Annotated in this window: 14 protein-coding genes; 5 read left to right on the forward strand and 9 right to left on the reverse strand. The window is 59.0% G+C overall.

Going from position 1 to position 17940, the window contains the following annotated elements; genetic code table 11:
• Positions 1 to 35: 35 nt before the first annotated feature.
• Genes AC5SEO_RS19615 through AC5SEO_RS19630 form a run of 4 tightly spaced genes read right to left on the reverse strand, consistent with a single transcriptional unit; the run spans position 36 to position 4280 of the window.
• A complete protein-coding gene (locus AC5SEO_RS19615) occupies positions 36 to 1004 on the reverse strand; it encodes a substrate-binding domain-containing protein (protein WP_495363978.1) in 969 nt (322 codons plus the stop codon).
• Between the two features lie 30 nt (positions 1005 to 1034).
• Positions 1035 to 2036, reverse strand: a complete 1002-nt coding sequence (locus tag AC5SEO_RS19620) for an ABC transporter permease (protein WP_495363979.1) — start codon at positions 2034 to 2036, stop codon at positions 1035 to 1037.
• Positions 1996 to 3594 carry a sugar ABC transporter ATP-binding protein gene (locus tag AC5SEO_RS19625; protein WP_495363980.1) on the reverse strand — a complete coding sequence of 533 codons (1599 nt, stop codon included), beginning with the start codon at positions 3592 to 3594 and terminating at the stop codon, positions 1996 to 1998. The genes AC5SEO_RS19620 and AC5SEO_RS19625 overlap by 41 nt, the downstream gene beginning before the upstream one ends.
• Positions 3591 to 4280 (reverse strand): GntR family transcriptional regulator, encoded by a 690-nt coding sequence (locus tag AC5SEO_RS19630; RefSeq protein ID WP_306627261.1) that lies wholly within the window; start codon positions 4278 to 4280, stop codon positions 3591 to 3593. The genes AC5SEO_RS19625 and AC5SEO_RS19630 overlap by 4 nt, the downstream gene beginning before the upstream one ends.
• A gap of 94 nt (positions 4281 to 4374) precedes the next feature.
• Between AC5SEO_RS19630 and AC5SEO_RS19635 the strand changes: the two genes are divergently transcribed.
• From AC5SEO_RS19635 to AC5SEO_RS19650, 4 genes are read left to right on the forward strand one after another with little or no spacing between them, the layout of a single operon-like run.
• Entirely contained in the window at positions 4375 to 5379 is a 1005-nt protein-coding gene (locus tag AC5SEO_RS19635) for an Ldh family oxidoreductase (protein ID WP_495363981.1), read from the forward strand.
• A 20-nt stretch (positions 5380 to 5399) separates the two neighbouring features.
• Positions 5400 to 6599 carry an iron-containing alcohol dehydrogenase gene (locus tag AC5SEO_RS19640; protein ID WP_495363982.1) on the forward strand — a complete coding sequence of 400 codons (1200 nt, stop codon included), beginning with the start codon at positions 5400 to 5402 and terminating at the stop codon, positions 6597 to 6599.
• A 20-nt stretch (positions 6600 to 6619) separates the two neighbouring features.
• Positions 6620 to 8083, forward strand: coding sequence for an NAD-dependent succinate-semialdehyde dehydrogenase (locus tag AC5SEO_RS19645; protein ID WP_495363983.1), 1464 nt, complete (start codon positions 6620 to 6622; stop codon positions 8081 to 8083).
• Positions 8084 to 8095: 12 nt separating this feature from the next.
• Complete coding sequence (locus AC5SEO_RS19650; protein WP_495363984.1) at positions 8096 to 8935, forward strand: alpha/beta hydrolase; 840 nt, start codon at positions 8096 to 8098, stop codon at positions 8933 to 8935.
• Between the two features lie 623 nt (positions 8936 to 9558).
• Here the strand turns inward: AC5SEO_RS19650 and AC5SEO_RS19655 are convergent.
• Positions 9559 to 10566 carry a sensor histidine kinase gene (locus AC5SEO_RS19655; RefSeq protein WP_495363985.1) on the reverse strand — a complete coding sequence of 336 codons (1008 nt, stop codon included), beginning with the start codon at positions 10564 to 10566 and terminating at the stop codon, positions 9559 to 9561.
• A 156-nt stretch (positions 10567 to 10722) separates the two neighbouring features.
• Here AC5SEO_RS19655 and AC5SEO_RS19660 point away from each other — a divergent pair, with 156 nt between their 5' ends.
• Entirely contained in the window at positions 10723 to 13857 is a 3135-nt protein-coding gene (locus tag AC5SEO_RS19660) for a hybrid sensor histidine kinase/response regulator (RefSeq protein ID WP_495363998.1), read from the forward strand.
• Positions 13858 to 14197: 340 nt separating this feature from the next.
• Here AC5SEO_RS19660 and AC5SEO_RS19665 read toward each other — a convergent pair whose 3' ends face one another.
• From AC5SEO_RS19665 to gdhA, 4 genes are all read right to left on the reverse strand, one after another.
• Positions 14198 to 14404, reverse strand: coding sequence for a hypothetical protein (locus AC5SEO_RS19665; protein ID WP_019565739.1), 207 nt, complete (start codon positions 14402 to 14404; stop codon positions 14198 to 14200).
• A gap of 207 nt (positions 14405 to 14611) precedes the next feature.
• Positions 14612 to 15148, reverse strand: coding sequence for an NUDIX hydrolase (locus AC5SEO_RS19670; protein WP_495363986.1), 537 nt, complete (start codon positions 15146 to 15148; stop codon positions 14612 to 14614).
• Positions 15149 to 15646: 498 nt separating this feature from the next.
• Complete coding sequence (locus AC5SEO_RS19675; protein WP_495363987.1) at positions 15647 to 16171, reverse strand: hypothetical protein; 525 nt, start codon at positions 16169 to 16171, stop codon at positions 15647 to 15649.
• 412 nt (positions 16172 to 16583) lie between these two features.
• Positions 16584 to 17933 (reverse strand): NADP-specific glutamate dehydrogenase, encoded by a 1350-nt coding sequence (gene gdhA / locus AC5SEO_RS19680; protein WP_060643039.1) that lies wholly within the window; start codon positions 17931 to 17933, stop codon positions 16584 to 16586.
• Positions 17934 to 17940: the final 7 nt, after the last annotated feature.

A 17940-nucleotide genomic window follows, 5' to 3' on the forward strand; every position in this document is an offset into this window, starting at 1 on the left:
TGGTGTGCCCGGCTGGAGCCGGGCCCGGTGTGCGATCAGAATGGCGATGCGGGGAAATAGAACTGGTCCGCATTCTCCGGCGTGATGAGCGGCGCGCCGAGCAGGAAGGAGCCGCGTACCGGCGCCTGCCCCGCGAACTGGGCAGCCGTCATGTAGATGGCCGACTTGATCATCGACGGCGGATAGGGTGTGGAGATCGGCGTGCGCGCGTTTTTCTCCTTCACCATCTCGATAACCTGTTTCATTCCGTTGCCGCCCAGCGCATACTTGATGTCCTTGCGGCCGGCATTGTCGACAGCCTCAAGCACGCCGAGAAGCATGTCGTCGTCATTAGCCCAGACCGCATCAATCTTTGGATGTTTTGCCAAATAATCCTGCATCAGCTTGAAGGCTTCATCCTGGTTCCAGTTGGCGTACTGGATGTCGAGTATCTTGATGTTTGACTTGGCGATGACATCCGAGAAGCCTTTAATTCGCTCGTCGTCGATAACCGTCGGGATGCCCCGCAGCACAACGATCTGTCCTTCGCCGCCCAGCTTGTCGACGAGCCAGTGCGCGGTGTTGGCGCCAACGGCGACATTGTCGCCCGCGACATAGAGATCCTGCACGCTTGGATCGGTAAGGCCACGGTCAACCACGGAAATGAAGGTGCCTTTCTGTTTGATCTGCTCGACCGGGCCGGTCAGCTCCTCAGAGGTGAAGGGCAGGATTACGAGCGCATCGAGCTTGCGGCTGGCCGAGAGATCCTCAAGCGCCGAGACTTGGGCGGTTGCCGAGGCCGCCGTCGACAGCACCACGTCGATATTTGGGAACGCGGCTTCGATTTCCTTTTCGGCCTGCTCTGCATGGTAGACGACTCCCCCCGTCCACCCATGCGTCGCGGCAGGGATCGACACGGCGATCGTCACCTTCTTGTCTTCGGCCTGAACGCTGCCGAGCGGCAGGACAAGGGCCAATGCGGCTGTCGATAACAACAGTCCGGCTTTCTGGATAATAGACTTCATTTTCTCCTCCTTTTGAAGTCAGTGCTGTTTTCAGCGGTTGGCAGTAAAGCGGTGCGCCAGCATGGCGATGATGATGATCGCACCCTGTACGGCGGCGACGAGGTATTCCGAGACCATGTCCGAGAGGACCATGACGTTGGCGATGACCTCAAGAATGAGTGCGCCGGCCACCGTACCGCCGATGCGCCCGCGTCCGCCGCGAAGAAGGGTGCCACCGATCACGACAGCGGTGATGACCTGCAGTTCCCACAGCTGTCCGGTCGTCGGCGTTGCCGCGCCGAGACGCGGCACGTAACAGATGGCCGCAATGGCCACGCAGATGCCTTGAATGACATAGGCGCCGGTGCGAACGGCCGCGACATTGACCCCGGAAAAGCGGGCGACTTCGACATTGGACCCGGCCGATGTCAGGCGGCGGCCATACTTGGTTTTATAAAGCAGGAACGCGCCGATCATCACGACGACGAAGGTAATGAGCACCGGATAGGGAATGCCGAAAATGCTGCCGAAATAGACAGGTCGGTAGGCATCGCGCAGGCTTCGGTCGATGGGCAGCGAACCGCCATTCGTCATGAAGGTGATGAACGCCCGGAAAATCCCCATCGTGCCAAGCGTCACGATGAAGGGCTCGATGCGCCCCACCGTCACGATCAGGCCGTTAAACAGCCCGCAGAAAGCGCCGACCACCAGCGCCACGCCAGCTCCCATCGGGATGGCCCAGCCGCCGAAAGATGGGGCAAGATGGTTCATCACCATGATCATGATGCCGGTAACGAACGCCATCATCGAGCCGACCGACAGGTCGAGCCCACCCGACGAGATCACGAAGGTCGCTCCCACGGCAATGATGGCGACGAAGGCGCTGCGTGTGACCACGTTGATCAGGTTGGCCGACGCCACGAAATTGGAATTGACCAGGGCGCCGATGAGGACGATGACGGCAAGTGCAATGAAGGGTGCGAGATCCGCCCAGCGGATGCGGCTACCCTCGTCAACGGGTATGATTGTTGTTGTTGCTGTCGCTGCGGTCATGTTCGTCCTCCCCGACGACGTCGCGTCCACCGACAGTTGCGGCGTAGACGACATTTTCCTCATTGATTTCATCGCCGAAAAGTTCGGCGACGATCCTCCCTGCCCGCATCACGAGAACACGGTCGGCAAGCCCCACCAGCTCCGACATTTCCGACGAGATGACGATGCAGGCCTTGCCCGCCCGCACCATGGCGTCGATGAATTCGTAGATCTGGCTCTTGTTGCCAATGTCGATGCCACGCGTCGGTTCATCGATGATCACCACCGAAGGATCGGTGAGCATGACCTTGGCAAGCAGCAGCTTCTGCTGGTTGCCTCCTGAAAGTTTTCCCGCCTCCAGCCGTAGCGAACGGACGCGGATATCGTAATCCGTCACGGCCTCCTCAAGCCGTGAGCGCTCGCCCCGTCTGTCGAGAACCGCGCGCGGATTGACCGTGTCCAGCGCCTGAAGCGTCAGGTTGGGACCAAGCTTCTCCTCCAGAAGCAGGCCCTTTCCCTTTCGATCCTCGGTCAGATAGACAAGGCCGGCCTCCATCATCGTGCGGACCGACCGGTGTTTGATCTCCTGGCCGTTGAGAGTGACGCTGCCCGTCCGTGACGGGCGAAGACCCATCAGCCCCTCGATCAGTTCGGTGCGTCCAGCACCGATCATGCCGCCGATGCCGAGCACCTCCCCCGGCCGGACGCTGAAGCTCGCATTTTCTGCGCGATGGTCGACCGTCAGATCGGTGACCGAGAGAATGGGCGCGCCTTCGGCAGGCGGGCGTTTGTGGGGATAAAGCATCTCCAGTTCCCGCCCGACCATAAGTTCGGCCATTTCACGCTGGCTGAGACCGGCGGCCGGCCAGGTGCCTATCATGCAGCCATCACGCAGCACGGTGATGCGGTCGGCAAGCGCCTGCACCTCGTCGAGGCGATGGGATATATAGAGAACCGCCACACCGTGATCACGCAGCCGCCTGACGATGTCGAGCAGGGCCGCCACCTCGTCATTGGCCAGAACCGCTGTCGGCTCGTCCAGAATGACGACCTTGCGGTCGTCAAGAAGCGCGCGTGCAATCTGCACAAGCTGGCGCTGGGCAAGCGGCAATTCACTGACACGGTCACGCGGGCGCGCCGTCGAACCGACCCTTTCCAGCAACTGGGCGGTGCGGCGGTTCATCGCCTGGTCGTCAACCATCGGGCCACGGCCGACTTCACGCCCCAGAAACAGGTTTTCTGCAACCGTAAGGTCCGCGGCGAGCAGAATTTCCTGATGCACCAGCACGATACCGGCATTTTCCGCCTCCACCGCGTTTCGAAATTCGACCGGTTGGCCGTCCATGAACAGCCGACCTTGCGTCGGCGCGACATGACCAGACAGAAGCTTCATCAGCGTCGACTTGCCGGCGCCGTTTTCACCGATGATGGCGTGAACCTCTCCAGCGCGGACATCGAGCGTCAGGTCCGACAGGACGGTGATTGGACCATAAGCTTTACAAAGCCCATCGGCCCGAAGGGTTGCGACCGCCGAACTTTCCGGCGATGCCAAGGGTTGGGGTGACAGGACCGCGTTCATTCGAAAGCCGAAAGCAACCGGTCGCGTGAACGTTCGATATGGATGCGCATGGCGTCGACCGCCGCCTGCGGATCACCCGACCGAAAGGCCGCAAGCAAATTCTCGTGCTCCTCGAGTGCCTCCTGCGTCACCCGTGTGTGAAACATCAGCCGGAAAATATGCAGATGGACATGCTGGTTCGACAGCGTGCTGCGGATAACGTCATTTCCGGCAATCTTGAGAATCGCGTCGTGGAAATGTGCATCCGCGCGGGCAAACCGCGAGTATCGCGTGTTGCGATCGACGGGCGTCTCGCCATTACCCATATCCGCAGCCGAGTTTTCAAGCTGACGCAGTGCCTCGGGGGTCATGTTGAGCGTTGCGAGCCTTGCGGCTTCCGGCTCGACCAGCAGACGGAAGGCATAGAGATCTACGAACTGCTTTTTCGTCCATTGCGGAGCTGCGCTGTAGCCGACCAGATGCTCCTTACGCACAAGCCCCTCGCGCTCGAGACGGCTCAGGGCCTCGCGGATCGGTGTTTGGGAGACGCCGATTTCGCGTGCCAGGACATCAATCGGAATACGCGCGCCGGGCGCTATCTCAAGGGACATCAGCCGATGGTAGATATTGTCGTAAACGCCATCGACCACGCTGCTCGGGCGAATGCTCGCTCTCGCTTCCCGTTCCGCCGTAAAAGCCACTTTCACTCTCCAATTGCTTCTTGACACGTCGGCATTTGTTACAAATAAGATATCGTATGTCAAATACAATATCGTATATGATCTGATATAGGATTTCGAAATGAAGCAGCAACCGGAACGACTCCGGCATCTGGCGACGGCCCTGCTCGAAGGTCGGGGCGTCCCGTCCGACAATGCCCGCCTCCAGGCCGACGTGCTTCTGGAGGCCGAACTGCGCGGGCTACCTTCGCATGGCCTGCAGCGGCTGCCGCTCATCCTTTCCCGGCTGGACAAGGGAATTTCCGACGCCAGAGCATGCGGAACCGGAACATGGAGCCGGAGATCATTTCTCAGCGTCGACGGCGAATGTGGTCTCGGACCTGTGGTGGTCATGCATGCGATGCAGACCATGCGAAGTGTACTGAGCAAGACAGGGATCGCTGTCGCTGCGATCCATAACGCCAACCATATCGGCATGCTCGCCTATTATGCGGAGGCCGTCGCAAGGGAAGGCCTGATCGGCATCGTCATGTCGACCAGCGAGGCGCTCGTGCATCCGTTCGGCGGAACACAAGCGATGCTCGGCACCAACCCCATCGCCATCGGCATTCCCTGCGGTGAGCGACCTTTCGTGCTCGATCTTGCAACCAGCGTCGTTTCCATGGGCAAGATCCACAATCACACAATGCGCGGAATGCCTATCCCGTCTGGCTGGGCCGTGGATGCGGAAGGCCGCCCAACGACCGACCCACAGGCGGCAAAGGCCGGGGCGATTGCGCCCTTCGGCGGCGCGAAAGGATACGGGCTGGGTCTTGCTATTGAACTTCTCGTCGCAGCGCTTGCCGGTTCGGATCTCGCGCCCGATGTACATGGCACGCTCGACGATACCCATCTGGCCACCAAGGGCGACCTTCTCATTCTCATCGACGCGGCAGCGGGAAATGGCAGTGTCCAGTCGCTTGCGACCTATTTGGATCGTCTGCGCCTGTCCCGCCCGACCAACCCTGCAAACCCGGTCGCAATTCCGGGTGATGGCGCGCGTCAGCGCCGCGCCGAGACTGAAAACACGGGAATAGAGCTGCCGCAGCCGCTTTTAGATCAGCTTATGGCGCTTAAGGCCGCCTGAATTATCGGAGGAGACACGGAATGAACCTTTTCGGCACATTGAGAGCGCCGCGCGAACTGCTTTTCGGCGCCGGGCAGCGACATGCACTCGGCAGCATCGCCGCCAGGTTCGGCAAGCGCGCGCTGATCGTCACGGATATACGACTTGCGGAAGATGCCGACTTTCTCACACTCGTCCGTCAACTTGACGACGTCGGCCTCGCCGTCATGGTCGATAGCTCCACCCTTCCCGACGTTCCCGTCGATTCCGCTGCAAACAGCGCCGAGCGCGCTCGCATTTTTTCGCCGGACCTGGTCATAGGTATAGGCGGCGGTTCGTGTCTGGACATGGCCAAATGCCTGGCTCTGCTTCTCAGCCACGGTGGCAGGCCGCAGGACTATTACGGCGAGCATAGAGTGCCGGGGGCCGTAATGCCGTTGATCACCATTCCAACCACCGCCGGTACCGGATCGGAGGTAACGCCCGTCGCCGTGCTTTCCGATGTCGAGCGCAGCCTGAAGGTCGGCATCTCCAGCCCCTATCTGATCCCGACTGTCTCGATCTGCGATCCGGAACTCACCCTCTCCTGCCCGCCCGGCCTGACGGCAATTGCCGGGGCCGATGCGCTGACCCATGCGATCGAGGCCTTCACAGCGATCCGGCGCGACCCCGTTCCGGGTATTGCCCAGCAGCGCGTCTTCGTCGGCAAGAATGAGATATCCGATCATTTCGCACTCAGCGCCATCACCCTGCTGTGGCAGGGGCTGGAAGCGGCCTGCAAAAACGGCGCGGACCGCGTCGCGCGTGAAAAGGTGATGCTGGGCGCAACGCTTGCGGGGCTTGCCTTCGGGGTAGCGGGAACCGCCGCCGCCCATGCCATCCAGTATCCGGTCGGCGCCCTCACCCACACAGCCCATGGTCTCGGCGTTGCCTGCCTTATGCCCTATGTGATGACCTGGAACGAGCCGGTCATCGGGCGCGAACTCGCGCAGATTGCCGACGCGGCCGGGCTGGCCTGCCCCGAGGACGTTATTCCCGCCGTCGTTACGCTTTTCGAGCGGATCGGCATTCCCGCGACTTTGCGCGATCTCGGCCTTGCTGAAGACAGGATCGACTGGGTAGCCGAGCAAAGTTGCGGCATAACGCGCCTCATTCAAAACAATCCCCGCCCTTTGAACCCGCAAGAAATGCGCACCCTCGTTGCCGCCGCCTATCATGGTGACCGGTCACGCCTGAACTGAGTTGAAAAGGATTTCCCGCCATGACGTTCCACAACAAAATCACCGGTTATGCCGATCCTGCCCTCCACGCCGAGGGCCTTTATATCGGTGGCAAATGGCACAAGGGCGACGGCATTGCCGTGATGGATCCCTCGACGGGGAGCAAGCTTGCAGAGGTTGCTGACGCCTCTGTCGAAGACGCGATGCGCGCCGTCGATGCCGCGCAGGCAGCCTCCGCCGGATGGCGTGCCACCTCTGCCCGGCAACGCGCCGAAATCCTGCGTCGCTGGTTCCAATTGATGACCCAGCACGAGGAAGAGCTCGCCACGCTTATCGCGCTGGAAAATGGCAAGGCGCTGCCCGATGCACGCGGCGAAGTGGCCTATGCCGCCGAATTTTTCCGCTGGTATGCGGAAGAGGCAACGCGCATCCCCGGCGAATTCCGCCACACCCCTTCCGGTTCGCATCGCATCCTCGTCGACCACGAGCCGATTGGCATCGCGGTGCTGATCACGCCGTGGAATTTCCCGGCGGCGATGGCGGCCCGCAAGATCGGTCCGGCCCTTGCCGCCGGCTGCACGGTGATCCTGAAGCCCGCCTCCGAAACACCGCTGACGGCCTATGCCATGGCGCGGCTTGGCGAGGAGGCAGGCGTGCCGGCGGGCGTCGTCAACGTACTGACTACGAGCAATCCAAGCGGGGTGACGAATGCCATGCTCGCCGATCCGCGCGTTCGCAAACTATCCTTCACGGGCTCTACCGGTGTCGGCCGAATACTTCTTGCACAGGCCGCAAATTCGGTCGTCAGCTGCTCGATGGAACTCGGTGGAAACGCGCCCTTCATCGTCTTCGATGACGCTGATCTGGAGGCTGCACTCGATGGCGCGATGATAGCCAAGATGCGCAATGCCGGGGAAGCCTGCACCGCCGCCAACCGTTTCTATGTCCAGTCCGGCATTCACGACGCTTTCGTCGCCGGGTTGACGGCCCGCATGGCTGCGCTCAGGATCGGCCCCGGCTACGATCCAGAAACGCAATGCGGTCCGATGATCACGACGAATGCCGTTCGCAAGATTGATCGCCTCGTCTCCGAAGCGGTGGCTGCGGGCGCTCGCCTGACAACGGGTGGTAAGCCGCTTATGGAAAACGGCTATTTCTATCCGCCAACGGTGCTCGAAAACGTGCCGGTGGATGCGTCCATCGCCCGCGAAGAGATCTTCGGCCCGGTCGCGCCCGTCTACAGGTTCGAAACCGACGACGAGGCGGTTCACCTTGCCAACGACACGGAGTACGGTCTGGCTGCCTATATCTATTCCGGCGACCTGAAGCGTGCGCTCAAGGTCGGCAAGCGCCTCGAAACCGGCATGCTCGGTATCAACAGGGGTCTGATGTCGGACCCGGCAGCACCCTTCGGTGGCGTCAAGCAGAGCGGCCTCGGCCGCGAAGGCGGCGTCACCGGTATCCTGGAATTCATGGAGGCGAAATATTACGCTGTTGAGTACTGACGGGGGAACAGGATGACGTCACAGGACCTATACAGGATTCGGGATTTCGTGCAGGATTTCGACGCGATCGCCGCCGAATTCGCCACTCGTAGCCGTGCAGTTTCGGCGCGCGCGAATGTGTTGGCCGATCTGCGCTACGGCGCGCGGCCGCGGGAGGTTTTGGACGTCATCCTGCCGAAACGCCCGAAGACCGGTGCGCCGCTACATGTCTTTGTCCATGGCGGATACTGGCGCTCCGGCGAGAAGGAGAACTACCGCTTCGTCGCTGCTCCAGTTCTGGCCGCTGGCGGCGTCGCGGCACTCGTTGAATACGACCTCATGCCCGGCGAGCGGCTTGATGTGCTGGTTGGCCAGGTGCGAAGGTCCGTGCTCTGGCTCCAGGAGCATGCCTTGGACTTCGGTGCGAAGCCCGATCGAATGACCGTAAGCGGCCATTCGGCTGGCGCTCATCTTGCCTCCTTCCTGGCCTCCATCGGCCCGGCGGAAACAAATGTTCCATTATTGCCCGAGTTGAAGGGACTTCTGCTTCTCAGCGGCATTTACGACCTCTCAGGGATACCCGACAGCTTCCTTCGAGATGAGGCCGAGATGACTGAGGGAGAGGCCGAGGCCTGGTCGCCGCTCGGAGCGACCCAGCTCGATTGTCCCATGCGGATCATTGCGGTCGGATCTGATGAAACGGCGCCTTTCCACGCTCAGGCCACGGACATGCAGGCGATGCTGGAGAGAATGGGACAGGCCGCGGGCATACTGAATGTTCCAGATCGCAACCATATGAGCGTCGTACTTGACCTCGGCAATCCGGATTCGGCGCTCGGCGGTCGTCTCGCCCGGATGGTGTCGGAGTCATAGACTGATGGGATCCGCTGCAGGGGCCGCACCCTGTGACGGCGTCCTTGACGGCATTACCCTTTGCGAGAATGTGGACAAGACGCAGTTCTGACCGCAGAACAACGATCGATACTGCATCTCATTATGTCATGGGACGGACAGGACAGCTTGCCTCCGCATTGGTGAGAGCAGGGATGAGTTCCTGTCTTGCAATTACGAGATTTGCGTTTTCCTGAGGGCATGGATACTGGCGCCAATATCGAAACTGGCCACGTTCCAGGCACCATGCCCTGGCTGATCGGCGAGCGGTTACCCCTATTCTGTCCCTCAGGACGGGTAGGCTCCATTAGTTTTGGTGGAGCGCGCGTTGATGCTTCCCCGCAAGGGCGCCCAGCCTGTCGGTGGTTGGGACTTCGGCTTTTGTCTCGGCACGCCGGGTGCTTGAGGGCCAACTCTCGGTTCCCGATCACGAGCATTAAACCAAACCATCACGTCACGGTATCAGCTAAGTCTATTATAGCTCCTTAGGAGACTCAGATCCTCAACACCTTAGCTCTAACTGCTGCTCGACCTCATCCGCTGGCGCGCGCACCTAGGCTGCAGCGCGCGGGCTGGTGGCGGCAGCGAGCAAGGTCGCTGATCATTTATCCAGAAAGATGGCTTTCTTTCATCCTTAGCGTTACAACGACGCCGCCCTCTACCCAGTTATAGTCGATTGATCCACCGAGTTGTCCAGAGACTGTCCTGTGCAACATCTTACTGCCGTAACCGTCTGACGATCTGGGCGACTGGGCAGGGTCGCCTCCGTGTTCGCTCCAGACGATCTCGACCTCGTCTTCGATTATAGAACCGGATATGTCGAGCAATCCCGCCTTATTCGACAAGGCACCATATTTGAGCGAATTCGTTGCCAACTCGTGTATCACGAGTGCCAGGCTGGTTGCGGCCTTTTCTCCTAATCCCATGCGCGGCACAGCAACGCGGATGCGACCTGCAAAAGCTCCGACGTCGTCGTAAGGGGCAAGCAGCACAGCAAAGAGGTCACCGAGCAATGCAGATCTCCCCTGGCCATCGGGGAGCGGGCGCACCAGTTCGTGGGCCCTGCCAAGGGCCGTCAGTCGCTCGGTCAACTGCTTTGCCATTTCCTCTTTTGTCTCGGTCGTCCGCGAGGTGATATTTGTTAATCCAGAAGCCAGAGCCAGAATATTCTTGACGCGATGGCTCATCTCGCCGGCAAGGAGTTCATGCCCTTCCTCCGCCTGCTTGCGGCCCGTGACGTCAAGAAAGATGCCTGTCATTTTTTCGGTTGCAGCGTCTCCCTCGTTGCCCTGGCCTCGAGCGGAAATCCAACGAACGTCGGAGGCGTTCGTGAGAATGCGGAAATCAATTTCAAACGGGCCGTCGATGGCGCGGGCTGCGACGAACGCCGCCCTGACGCGGTCTCGGTCAGCGGGATGCACCTTGGCGGAAAGATGCTCGAAAGTGAGGTCTACCTCGCCGCAAATGTCCCAGAGTTCGTAAGCCTTGGCATCCATCACAAACGTGTCGTCATCGACGATCCAGGCCCAGAGCGCGACCCCGGCCGACTGGATAGCACGCCTGAGCTCCGCTGTACTCCATTCAGGTTGTGATGTGCCGTTGATCAATTTCAAATGTCTCCCACCCCATACAAAAGCTGGCGTCGATCTAGAACTAGCTGGCCAGCGAAGCGTTATTAATGTTCTACGTAGGATGTGCTTTATTGGGATGGAAGTGGAATGGCATTAATTTCGGACCGGTATCGGGACATATTTGTTGGCGATGGAGAGATGGCGCAGATGATGCGGCGCCATGATTGGGGGGATAGTACACTTGGTTGTCCGGACGAGTGGCCCGAAGCGCTGAAGGTCGCAATTCGGCTGTTGCTCACCTCAAAATTTGAAATGTGGCTCGGCTGGGGTCCAGACATCGCCTTTTTCTATAACGACGCCTATAGGCCGACCTTGGGAAATAAGCACCCCAACGCGCTTGCTGTGCCGACAAAGATTTTATGGTCTGAAATCTGGAATGATATCAAAGGGCGCTTGGAAACCGTTTATTCAAGCGGAGAGGCAACCTGGGACCGCGCGCTGCTCTTGCTTCTCGAACGCGACGGGTATCCGGAAGAAACGTATCATACCTTCTCTTACAGTCCGCTGATCGGAGACAGTGGCAAGGTCGAAGGCGTCTTCTGCGCGGTCACGGAAGAAACCGAGCGGGTCATCAGTGAACGCCGCCTGGCAACCATGCGCACCCTGGCGTCTGGCCTTGCCGTGGCCGACACCGAGGTCGAAGTCTTCAACGCTTCACGCAAAGCGCTTAACGACAACCCTCAGGATCTTCCCTTCTGCGCACTTTACGTTTTTGACGAGAACGGCAATGCGATGCGCCGGTGGGTTTGCGGCACAGCTGAAGACGACACTTTATTGCCGGTAACAATAAACCGTGGTGTGGGTATCTGGAACCTTGAACGCGCCTGGCAAGAACAGGCCATGGATCTGATAAAGTTGTCGGCCACAGACGTCATCCCGTCGGGGCCCTGGCAAAGAGCGCCATCTCAGGCTGCGGTCATTCCTTTGGTCGGACAAGCCAGCGACCAACCCAAGGGGGTAATGATCACCGGGCTCAATCCGCATCGGGCGGTCAGCGACGATTACCTGGATTTCCTTAAATTGATTGCCGGCCAGATCACCTCGCGCTTGGCGAGCGCCGAAGCGTTCGAAACAGAACGTCGACGGGCAGCGGCGCTTGCAGAGGCTGCTGAGATCCGGGAAAAAGCAGCGTTGGCACTCGAGCAGCTCAATCGTCAACTCTCCTCAGAAGTGGAACTTCGGACCGCGGAGCGGGATCGGATGCGCGCCCTGTTCCAGCAAGCCCCAAGTTTCATGTGCATCCTCAGCGGGCCTGAACACACGTTCGAGCTGGTCAACGATGCCTATAATCAACTTGTCGGGCATCGCGAGCTCCTTGGCCTCAGTGTCAGAGAGGCGCTGCCTGAGATTGCCGGGCAAGGTTTCTTCGAATTGCTCGACGGTGTTTTTCGATCGGGCACGCCGTATATAGGTCGTTATGTGCCTGTTTTCCTTGAACGGGATGGCAAGGAGCAGCCGGATCAGCGCTTCGCACATCTGATCTACCAGCCAATTTTTGATCTTAACGGATCAGTGACGGGGATCTTCGTTGACGGCTTCGATGTTACGGACCAAAAGCGTGCTGAGGATCAGCTTCAGAGCCTTAACCACACCCTTGAGGAAAAAGTCGAGCAGCGCACTCTTGAACTGAGAACTGCGCTTCTGAAGCTTGAGAAAGAAACTGTCGAGCGCGAAACCGCACAGATCGCGTTGAGGCAGGCGCAAAAGATGGAAGCGCTGGGTAACCTCACAGGCGGCGTGGCGCATGACTTCAACAATCTTCTCCAGGTCGTGAGCGGCAACCTGCAGCTTCTCTCCAACGATATCGACGGCAACAGGCGGGCAGAACAACGCCTGAATAATGCCCTGGCCGGCGTTGCCCGCGGCGCAAAGCTTGCATCGCAGCTTTTGGCCTTCGGTCGCCGTCAGCCGCTCGAGCCCAAAGTCGTCAATGTTCGAAAACTCATCCAGAATATGGACGATATGCTGCGCCGGGCACTGGGCGAAGAGATAGAACTCGAAACCGTTGTCTCCGGCGGGTTATGGAATACGCTGATCGATCCGAGTCAGCTGGAGAACGCCATCCTTAACCTGGCAATCAATTCGAGGGACGCGATGGAAGGCCGCGGACGATTGACAATCGAGACCGGAAATGCGGTTCTCGACGACAATTACGCCCGTTCGCACGACGATGTCCGTCCCGGGCAATATGTACTCGTTGCAGTGACCGATACGGGGTCAGGAATATCGCCGGATATCATCGAACATGTCCTGGAACCGTTCTTCAGCACGAAAACGGACGGGAAGGGAAGCGGCCTCGGTTTGTCGATGGTTTACGGCTTTCTTAAGCAGTCCGGAGGCCACCTCAAAATCTACAGCGAGGTCGGGCATGGGACGACCATGAAACTCTATATGCCGCGCACGGTGCAGGTCGAAGACAGCCTGAGTGATACAGAGACCATTGCGGTGACGGGTGGCACGGAAACTGTTCTCGTGGTGGAAGACGATGACGGCGTTAGGGAAACATCGGTGGCGCTGCTGACGGACCTTGGTTACCGCGTCCTCCAAGCAAGAGACGCACAGTCCGCATTCGCGGTCGTCAGCAGTGGCGTTCAGATCGACCTGCTGTTCACGGACGTCGTGATGCCGGGCCCGATGCGCAGCACAGATCTTGCGAGGAAGGCCAAGGCTCAGTTCCCTGGCATGGCCGTGTTATTTACCTCAGGCTACACCGAAAATTCGATCGTCCACGGCGGCCGGTTGGACGCTGGTGTCGATTTGCTATCCAAACCCTACACGCGCGAGGCACTGGCCCGCAAAGTCCGCCACGTCCTGAACAACGCGCAGCAACACAGGATTGCCTTGCAACGGATGGAGCGCCAGGAGCCCGCGCCTGCACCCGAGCAGGAGCCGCTTGATAGCCGCCCAACGGTGTCTGCAAAACCGCATGTCCTTATCGTTGAGGATGAGCCGCTTATCCTGATGTCGACGGTCGACATGGTAGAGGAGCTTGGTCACACGGTGCATGAGGCTAACTCAGCGGAAGATGCCCTCAGCGTCCTTGAAACCAACAGGATCGACATGTTGCTGACAGATGTCGGGCTGCCCGGCATGTCCGGGATCGAACTTGCAAGACATGTAAGGGAACGCTGGCCAAACGTGCGGATCGTTTTCGCAAGCGGTGACGACAACGCCAAGGCAGCCTCGGGTATTTCCGATGCGCAGCAATTATCCAAGCCTTTCAGTATCGATGGGCTGCGACAGGTGTTGGGTAAGGCCGATCGGACCTTGTGACCGCAATCTGGCTGGCATGGCTCGCGGATGGTTATAACGACGTTTGCCATCGCGCTGTTTGGCGATGGCAGCCTGCCACTTGCGCAAGTTTGAGTATCCAGTCCCACCTGCGCTGTTGATCGCCGGGTCATCACGATTGTGGGACTGGATCTGTGGAGATACCTTGATGCCCCTGGGCGAGCGAGGCCACGGCACTCTTCGCCGGTTAATGCGCCGCTCGGTTTCTATCCAAAGTCGACGCCCCCGCGGCGTAAGGCATAGCTCGACCGACAAGAACCGCGCGGCATAGAACACCACCAGCTCGATCCGGATCAGCCGTACGCCGCGGGGCACGAGATCGCTAGAGGCTGACGCCCTCCAGTTTCGCGATCAGCGTGTTGCGATCCTCAACCGATTTCAATCGCACCGTTAGAGCTTCGCTCTTAACCGGCACCTGGGGCGGCAGAGAGACGGCAATGCCGGGAATATTTTCGGCAGCCCACCGCCTGAAACGAGGCAACTTGTTGGGGCCGCTGATAGGAAGGGTGTGGATATATCTGAAAGTCATGACTGCTTCTTTCCGAATGCGGGCAATGCCATGGCACAGGTGGCCAGATTTGCTCCGCAGTTTTCGTGTCGGGTTGCGAGAAACCTGACGCCAATGTCGCGGTCGCAACTATTGGCGCCAGGCAATCAGCGTCCGGCACTAACCCTTCGGATAGGAAAGACGTAACGCATCGTGAGCGCGAAACCGGTAAGGTCCATCGTCGGCATCTCAGACACCAGAACTTTGCCGCTCGCTGAACCCCAGGATCAGGCGGCCAGAGTGACGGCGGGCATGCAAACACCCCGGCTCGGCATCGAGCTTCCGTACAAAATCGGCAAGCGCGATATCACCCAGCCCGTCCGCCGCCGCTTGTGGAGAAAACCATCGTCTTTTTCGGTGCGCTTTTTCGCGCCAGTGGGTCAAAGTGCCACGCACGTTCATACCGAATATCGTGACACAGCAGACAAGCTGAGGCCCATCGTTGAGGGTCTTGATATATCTGTATGTCAATACCGGAGCCGGGGACATGTCGCCAATAATTCCTGCCACCTTGAACGCATGTTGCGAGGCCATGACGAGGGGCGGACATGCTTTCACGAGCGGGCCACTGGGCACGATCCAGCGCTCGCGCTCACGGTCCGTGACAAGCAGCACCTTGCGCTCGCCGTCGCGCCCGATCCGCCAGGGAAGTACTCCGACCTGCTGCAACTGACCTCTGTCATCAGGTGACGAGACGATCCGGCTTGCTGTCGTAGCGCGTGTCATTGTCCTGCGGTCTCCGCAAGCCAGCGAAAGGGCAGCCGGAACTCGTTGCGCTTGCAACTATGAGGCTTGCATGCGGCTCTCAGTGGAACAGAGGTTTCACACCAAGGGCACCGGGCCGCGGCACCCGGCAGTTGACGGTTGCAGGCAGGGCAGACTGGAAGGGGGCGAGGGTGGGACATTAAAACGCTCCATGGCTACGTCGCGCGAGCGACGCATTACGAACCGCACTTTCAATTGCGTGGTTCCCGGAGCGGCTGGGTCTATGGCGGCGTTAAAGGTTCAGTGCTGCCAGCTCCGGGTTAGGGAACGTGCCTGATCAATAAGCCTGAAAAATAGGGATTTCATGGTCGTTTTCATGATGCTTATCTGGGCAAGGATCGCGTTGACTGCAAGGTGACCTTTTGCCGCACGATAGGAATGATGTCGGACCATTCGCGCCAAATCGTACGTGAACGAACCTCGTGACAACCACTCAGCGGCAACAAGCTCTGCGTCACTTTATGGCCTTACTGTCAGACCCAGAGCTTTTCGCTTGAACGCGCGGACGACGATCGAGACATTGATGGAGGTTTTGCAGACGTAGCTGTTCTCGAACAACAGACCTGACCGGTCGTTGCACCGCACTGACGATTCGAGCGCCTGCTCAGCTAGGTTGCGCCCCCACTCGTTGTGGAAGAACGTGCTTCCATCGGTAAAGCCAAGCCCGGTGCTCTGGTATGTCGGTCGAGCTTGTAGCGATCTTAAGGCGGCAAGATAAGCGGCATCATTGTCCGACCTGCGTCCAGCGATCAATGCTTTTCCCAGAGATTTCCGATCGATGCTGGGACGCCTCCAAATAATGAAGCGGTTCTCAACCAGATCAATGTACTCATCGAGACCAGCAACGGGGATCGAGTGGACGGCGACAGGTTGATAGAACATGAATGGATCGCTCTCTTCGGCGGCCGCATTCGCCCGGAAACACATAACCGCTTCGAGCGATGCCACTATCTCCGGCCAGGCTTTAAGGACGGAGGACATCACCTGAGGGGCGACTCCAGCCTTCCGCCAGAGTGCATGTATTAAAGCCAGAGCAATCCACCGTGGCTCGCCTGTCGTCTCGTTAGCCGCGTTAGCAATCGGTGCAAGGCAGGCCTCGTCCTCACATAGGATAGCGGCTACGTCAGCCAGAGTAGCACGATCAAGTCCAAAATTGGGCTTGGCAAGCAGGGCAGGAACCAAGGTGGTAACCTCTGAAAAACGCCTTGTTCTCAACAAAGAGAACAAAGACCAGTGGAGCGACTGAATTGGCGAACGACCCGATCGCACGCGTGCGATCGGGTGACGCTCCTGCTTTGAGGCGCAGCGGCTCCGGTCTGGCTTGAAGTCCAATAATCATCACCGATGCGTTTCTCCCGGACAGCATGAGTCGAGCTGGGCCGCCGCTCGTGATCGCCTAGATGACCCCTAACGCGTCCATAGCTTCCGCGACCCGAACAAATCCGGCGATGTTTGCACCAAGGACGTAATCGCCCGGCGCGCCATATTCCTCGGCTGTTTCCGCGCAGACATCATGGATCGCACTCATGATGTCTGCGAGGCGCGCCTCCGTTTGCTCAAACGTCCAGCTGTCACGGGAAGCGTTCTGTTGCATTTCCAAAGCAGACGTGGCGACCCCTCCTGCATTAGCGGCCTTGCCAGGCGCGAACATGACGCCTGCCGCCTGAAACAACCTTACAGCCTCGGGAGTCGACGGCATATTTGCACCTTCTCCCACCGCGATGACGTTGTTTCTGACGAGCGTCTTTGCGTCTTTACCAGTCAGTTCGTTCTGCGTTGCACAGGGCATAGCCACGTCACAGGGGACATCCCAGATTGATCCTCCCTCGACAAAGCAAGCATCCGACCCCTTGAGCTTCACGTATTCCGAAATGCGTCCTCGGCGGACCTCCTTGATCTCCTTGACCAGGGCGAAATCAATCCCGCTTTCATCAACGACATAACCGTTTGAATCGGAGCAAGCGACAATCTTCCCGCCGAACTCGCTTACTTTTTCCATTGTATAGATTGCAACGTTGCCCGAACCAGAAACCGATACACGCTTTTCTGAAAAGTCCATTCCTTTGGAGGCCAGCATCCTGCGCACAAAGTAGCTCGCCCCATAACCTGTCGCTTCTTTGCGAGCGCGCGAACCGCCATAGAACAGGGCTTTCCCGGTCAGGACACCCGCCTCAAATCGATTGGTGAGCCTCTTGTACTGGCCAAACATATAGCCAATCTCACGACCGCCGACACCGATGTCGCCAGCGGGAACATCGGTATATTCGCCAATATGTCTATGAAGCTCAGTCATGAACGACTGACAAAAGCGCATAATTTCGCCATCAGATCGTCCGCGCGGATTGAAGTCGGATCCGCCCTTCCCTCCACCGATGGGCATACCGGTCAAGGCGTTCTTGAACGTCTGTTCGAATCCGAGGAACTTGATGATACCGACGTTGACCGAGGGATGAAACCGAATGCCGCCCTTATAGGGACCCAAAGCAGAGTTGAACTGCACGCGGAATCCGCGATTGATTTGGACCTGACCGTTGTCATCCACCCAAGGCACACGAAAGATGATCTGCCTCTCCGGTTCACAAATCCGCTCGATAAGGGCGTTTTCCGCATAACGCGGATGTTTAGCAATGACTCTTCCAAGGCTCTCCAGGACTTCGCGCACGGCCTGGTGGAACTCGAACTCTCCTGCGTTTCGGCGCAAGACTTCGTTGAGAATGGGTTCGAGTTTTTCGTCGACGTGAACCATCAAATAC

It is taken from the genome of Agrobacterium sp. K11 (assembly GCF_059429395.1).

Bases quoted from the DNA above. Each gene is read 5' to 3' on its own strand.
- AC5SEO_RS19615 (WP_495363978.1), bottom strand. From the start codon at position 1,004: ATGAAGTCTATTATCCAGAAAGCCGGACTGTTGTTATCGACAGCCGCA.
- AC5SEO_RS19620 (WP_495363979.1), bottom strand. From the start codon at position 2,036: ATGACCGCAGCGACAGCAACAACAACAATCATACCCGTTGACGAGGGT.
- AC5SEO_RS19625 (WP_495363980.1), bottom strand. From the start codon at position 3,594: ATGAACGCGGTCCTGTCACCCCAACCCTTGGCATCGCCGGAAAGTTCG.
- AC5SEO_RS19635 (WP_495363981.1), top strand. From the start codon at position 4,375: ATGAAGCAGCAACCGGAACGACTCCGGCATCTGGCGACGGCCCTGCTC.
- AC5SEO_RS19640 (WP_495363982.1), top strand. From the start codon at position 5,400: ATGAACCTTTTCGGCACATTGAGAGCGCCGCGCGAACTGCTTTTCGGC.
- AC5SEO_RS19645 (WP_495363983.1), top strand. From the start codon at position 6,620: ATGACGTTCCACAACAAAATCACCGGTTATGCCGATCCTGCCCTCCAC.
- AC5SEO_RS19650 (WP_495363984.1), top strand. From the start codon at position 8,096: ATGACGTCACAGGACCTATACAGGATTCGGGATTTCGTGCAGGATTTC.
- AC5SEO_RS19660 (WP_495363998.1), top strand. From the start codon at position 10,723: ATGGCGCAGATGATGCGGCGCCATGATTGGGGGGATAGTACACTTGGT.
- AC5SEO_RS19665 (WP_019565739.1), bottom strand. From the start codon at position 14,404: ATGACTTTCAGATATATCCACACCCTTCCTATCAGCGGCCCCAACAAG.
- AC5SEO_RS19670 (WP_495363986.1), bottom strand. From the start codon at position 15,148: ATGACACGCGCTACGACAGCAAGCCGGATCGTCTCGTCACCTGATGAC.
- gdhA (WP_060643039.1), bottom strand. From the start codon at position 17,933: ATGGTTCACGTCGACGAAAAACTCGAACCCATTCTCAACGAAGTCTTG.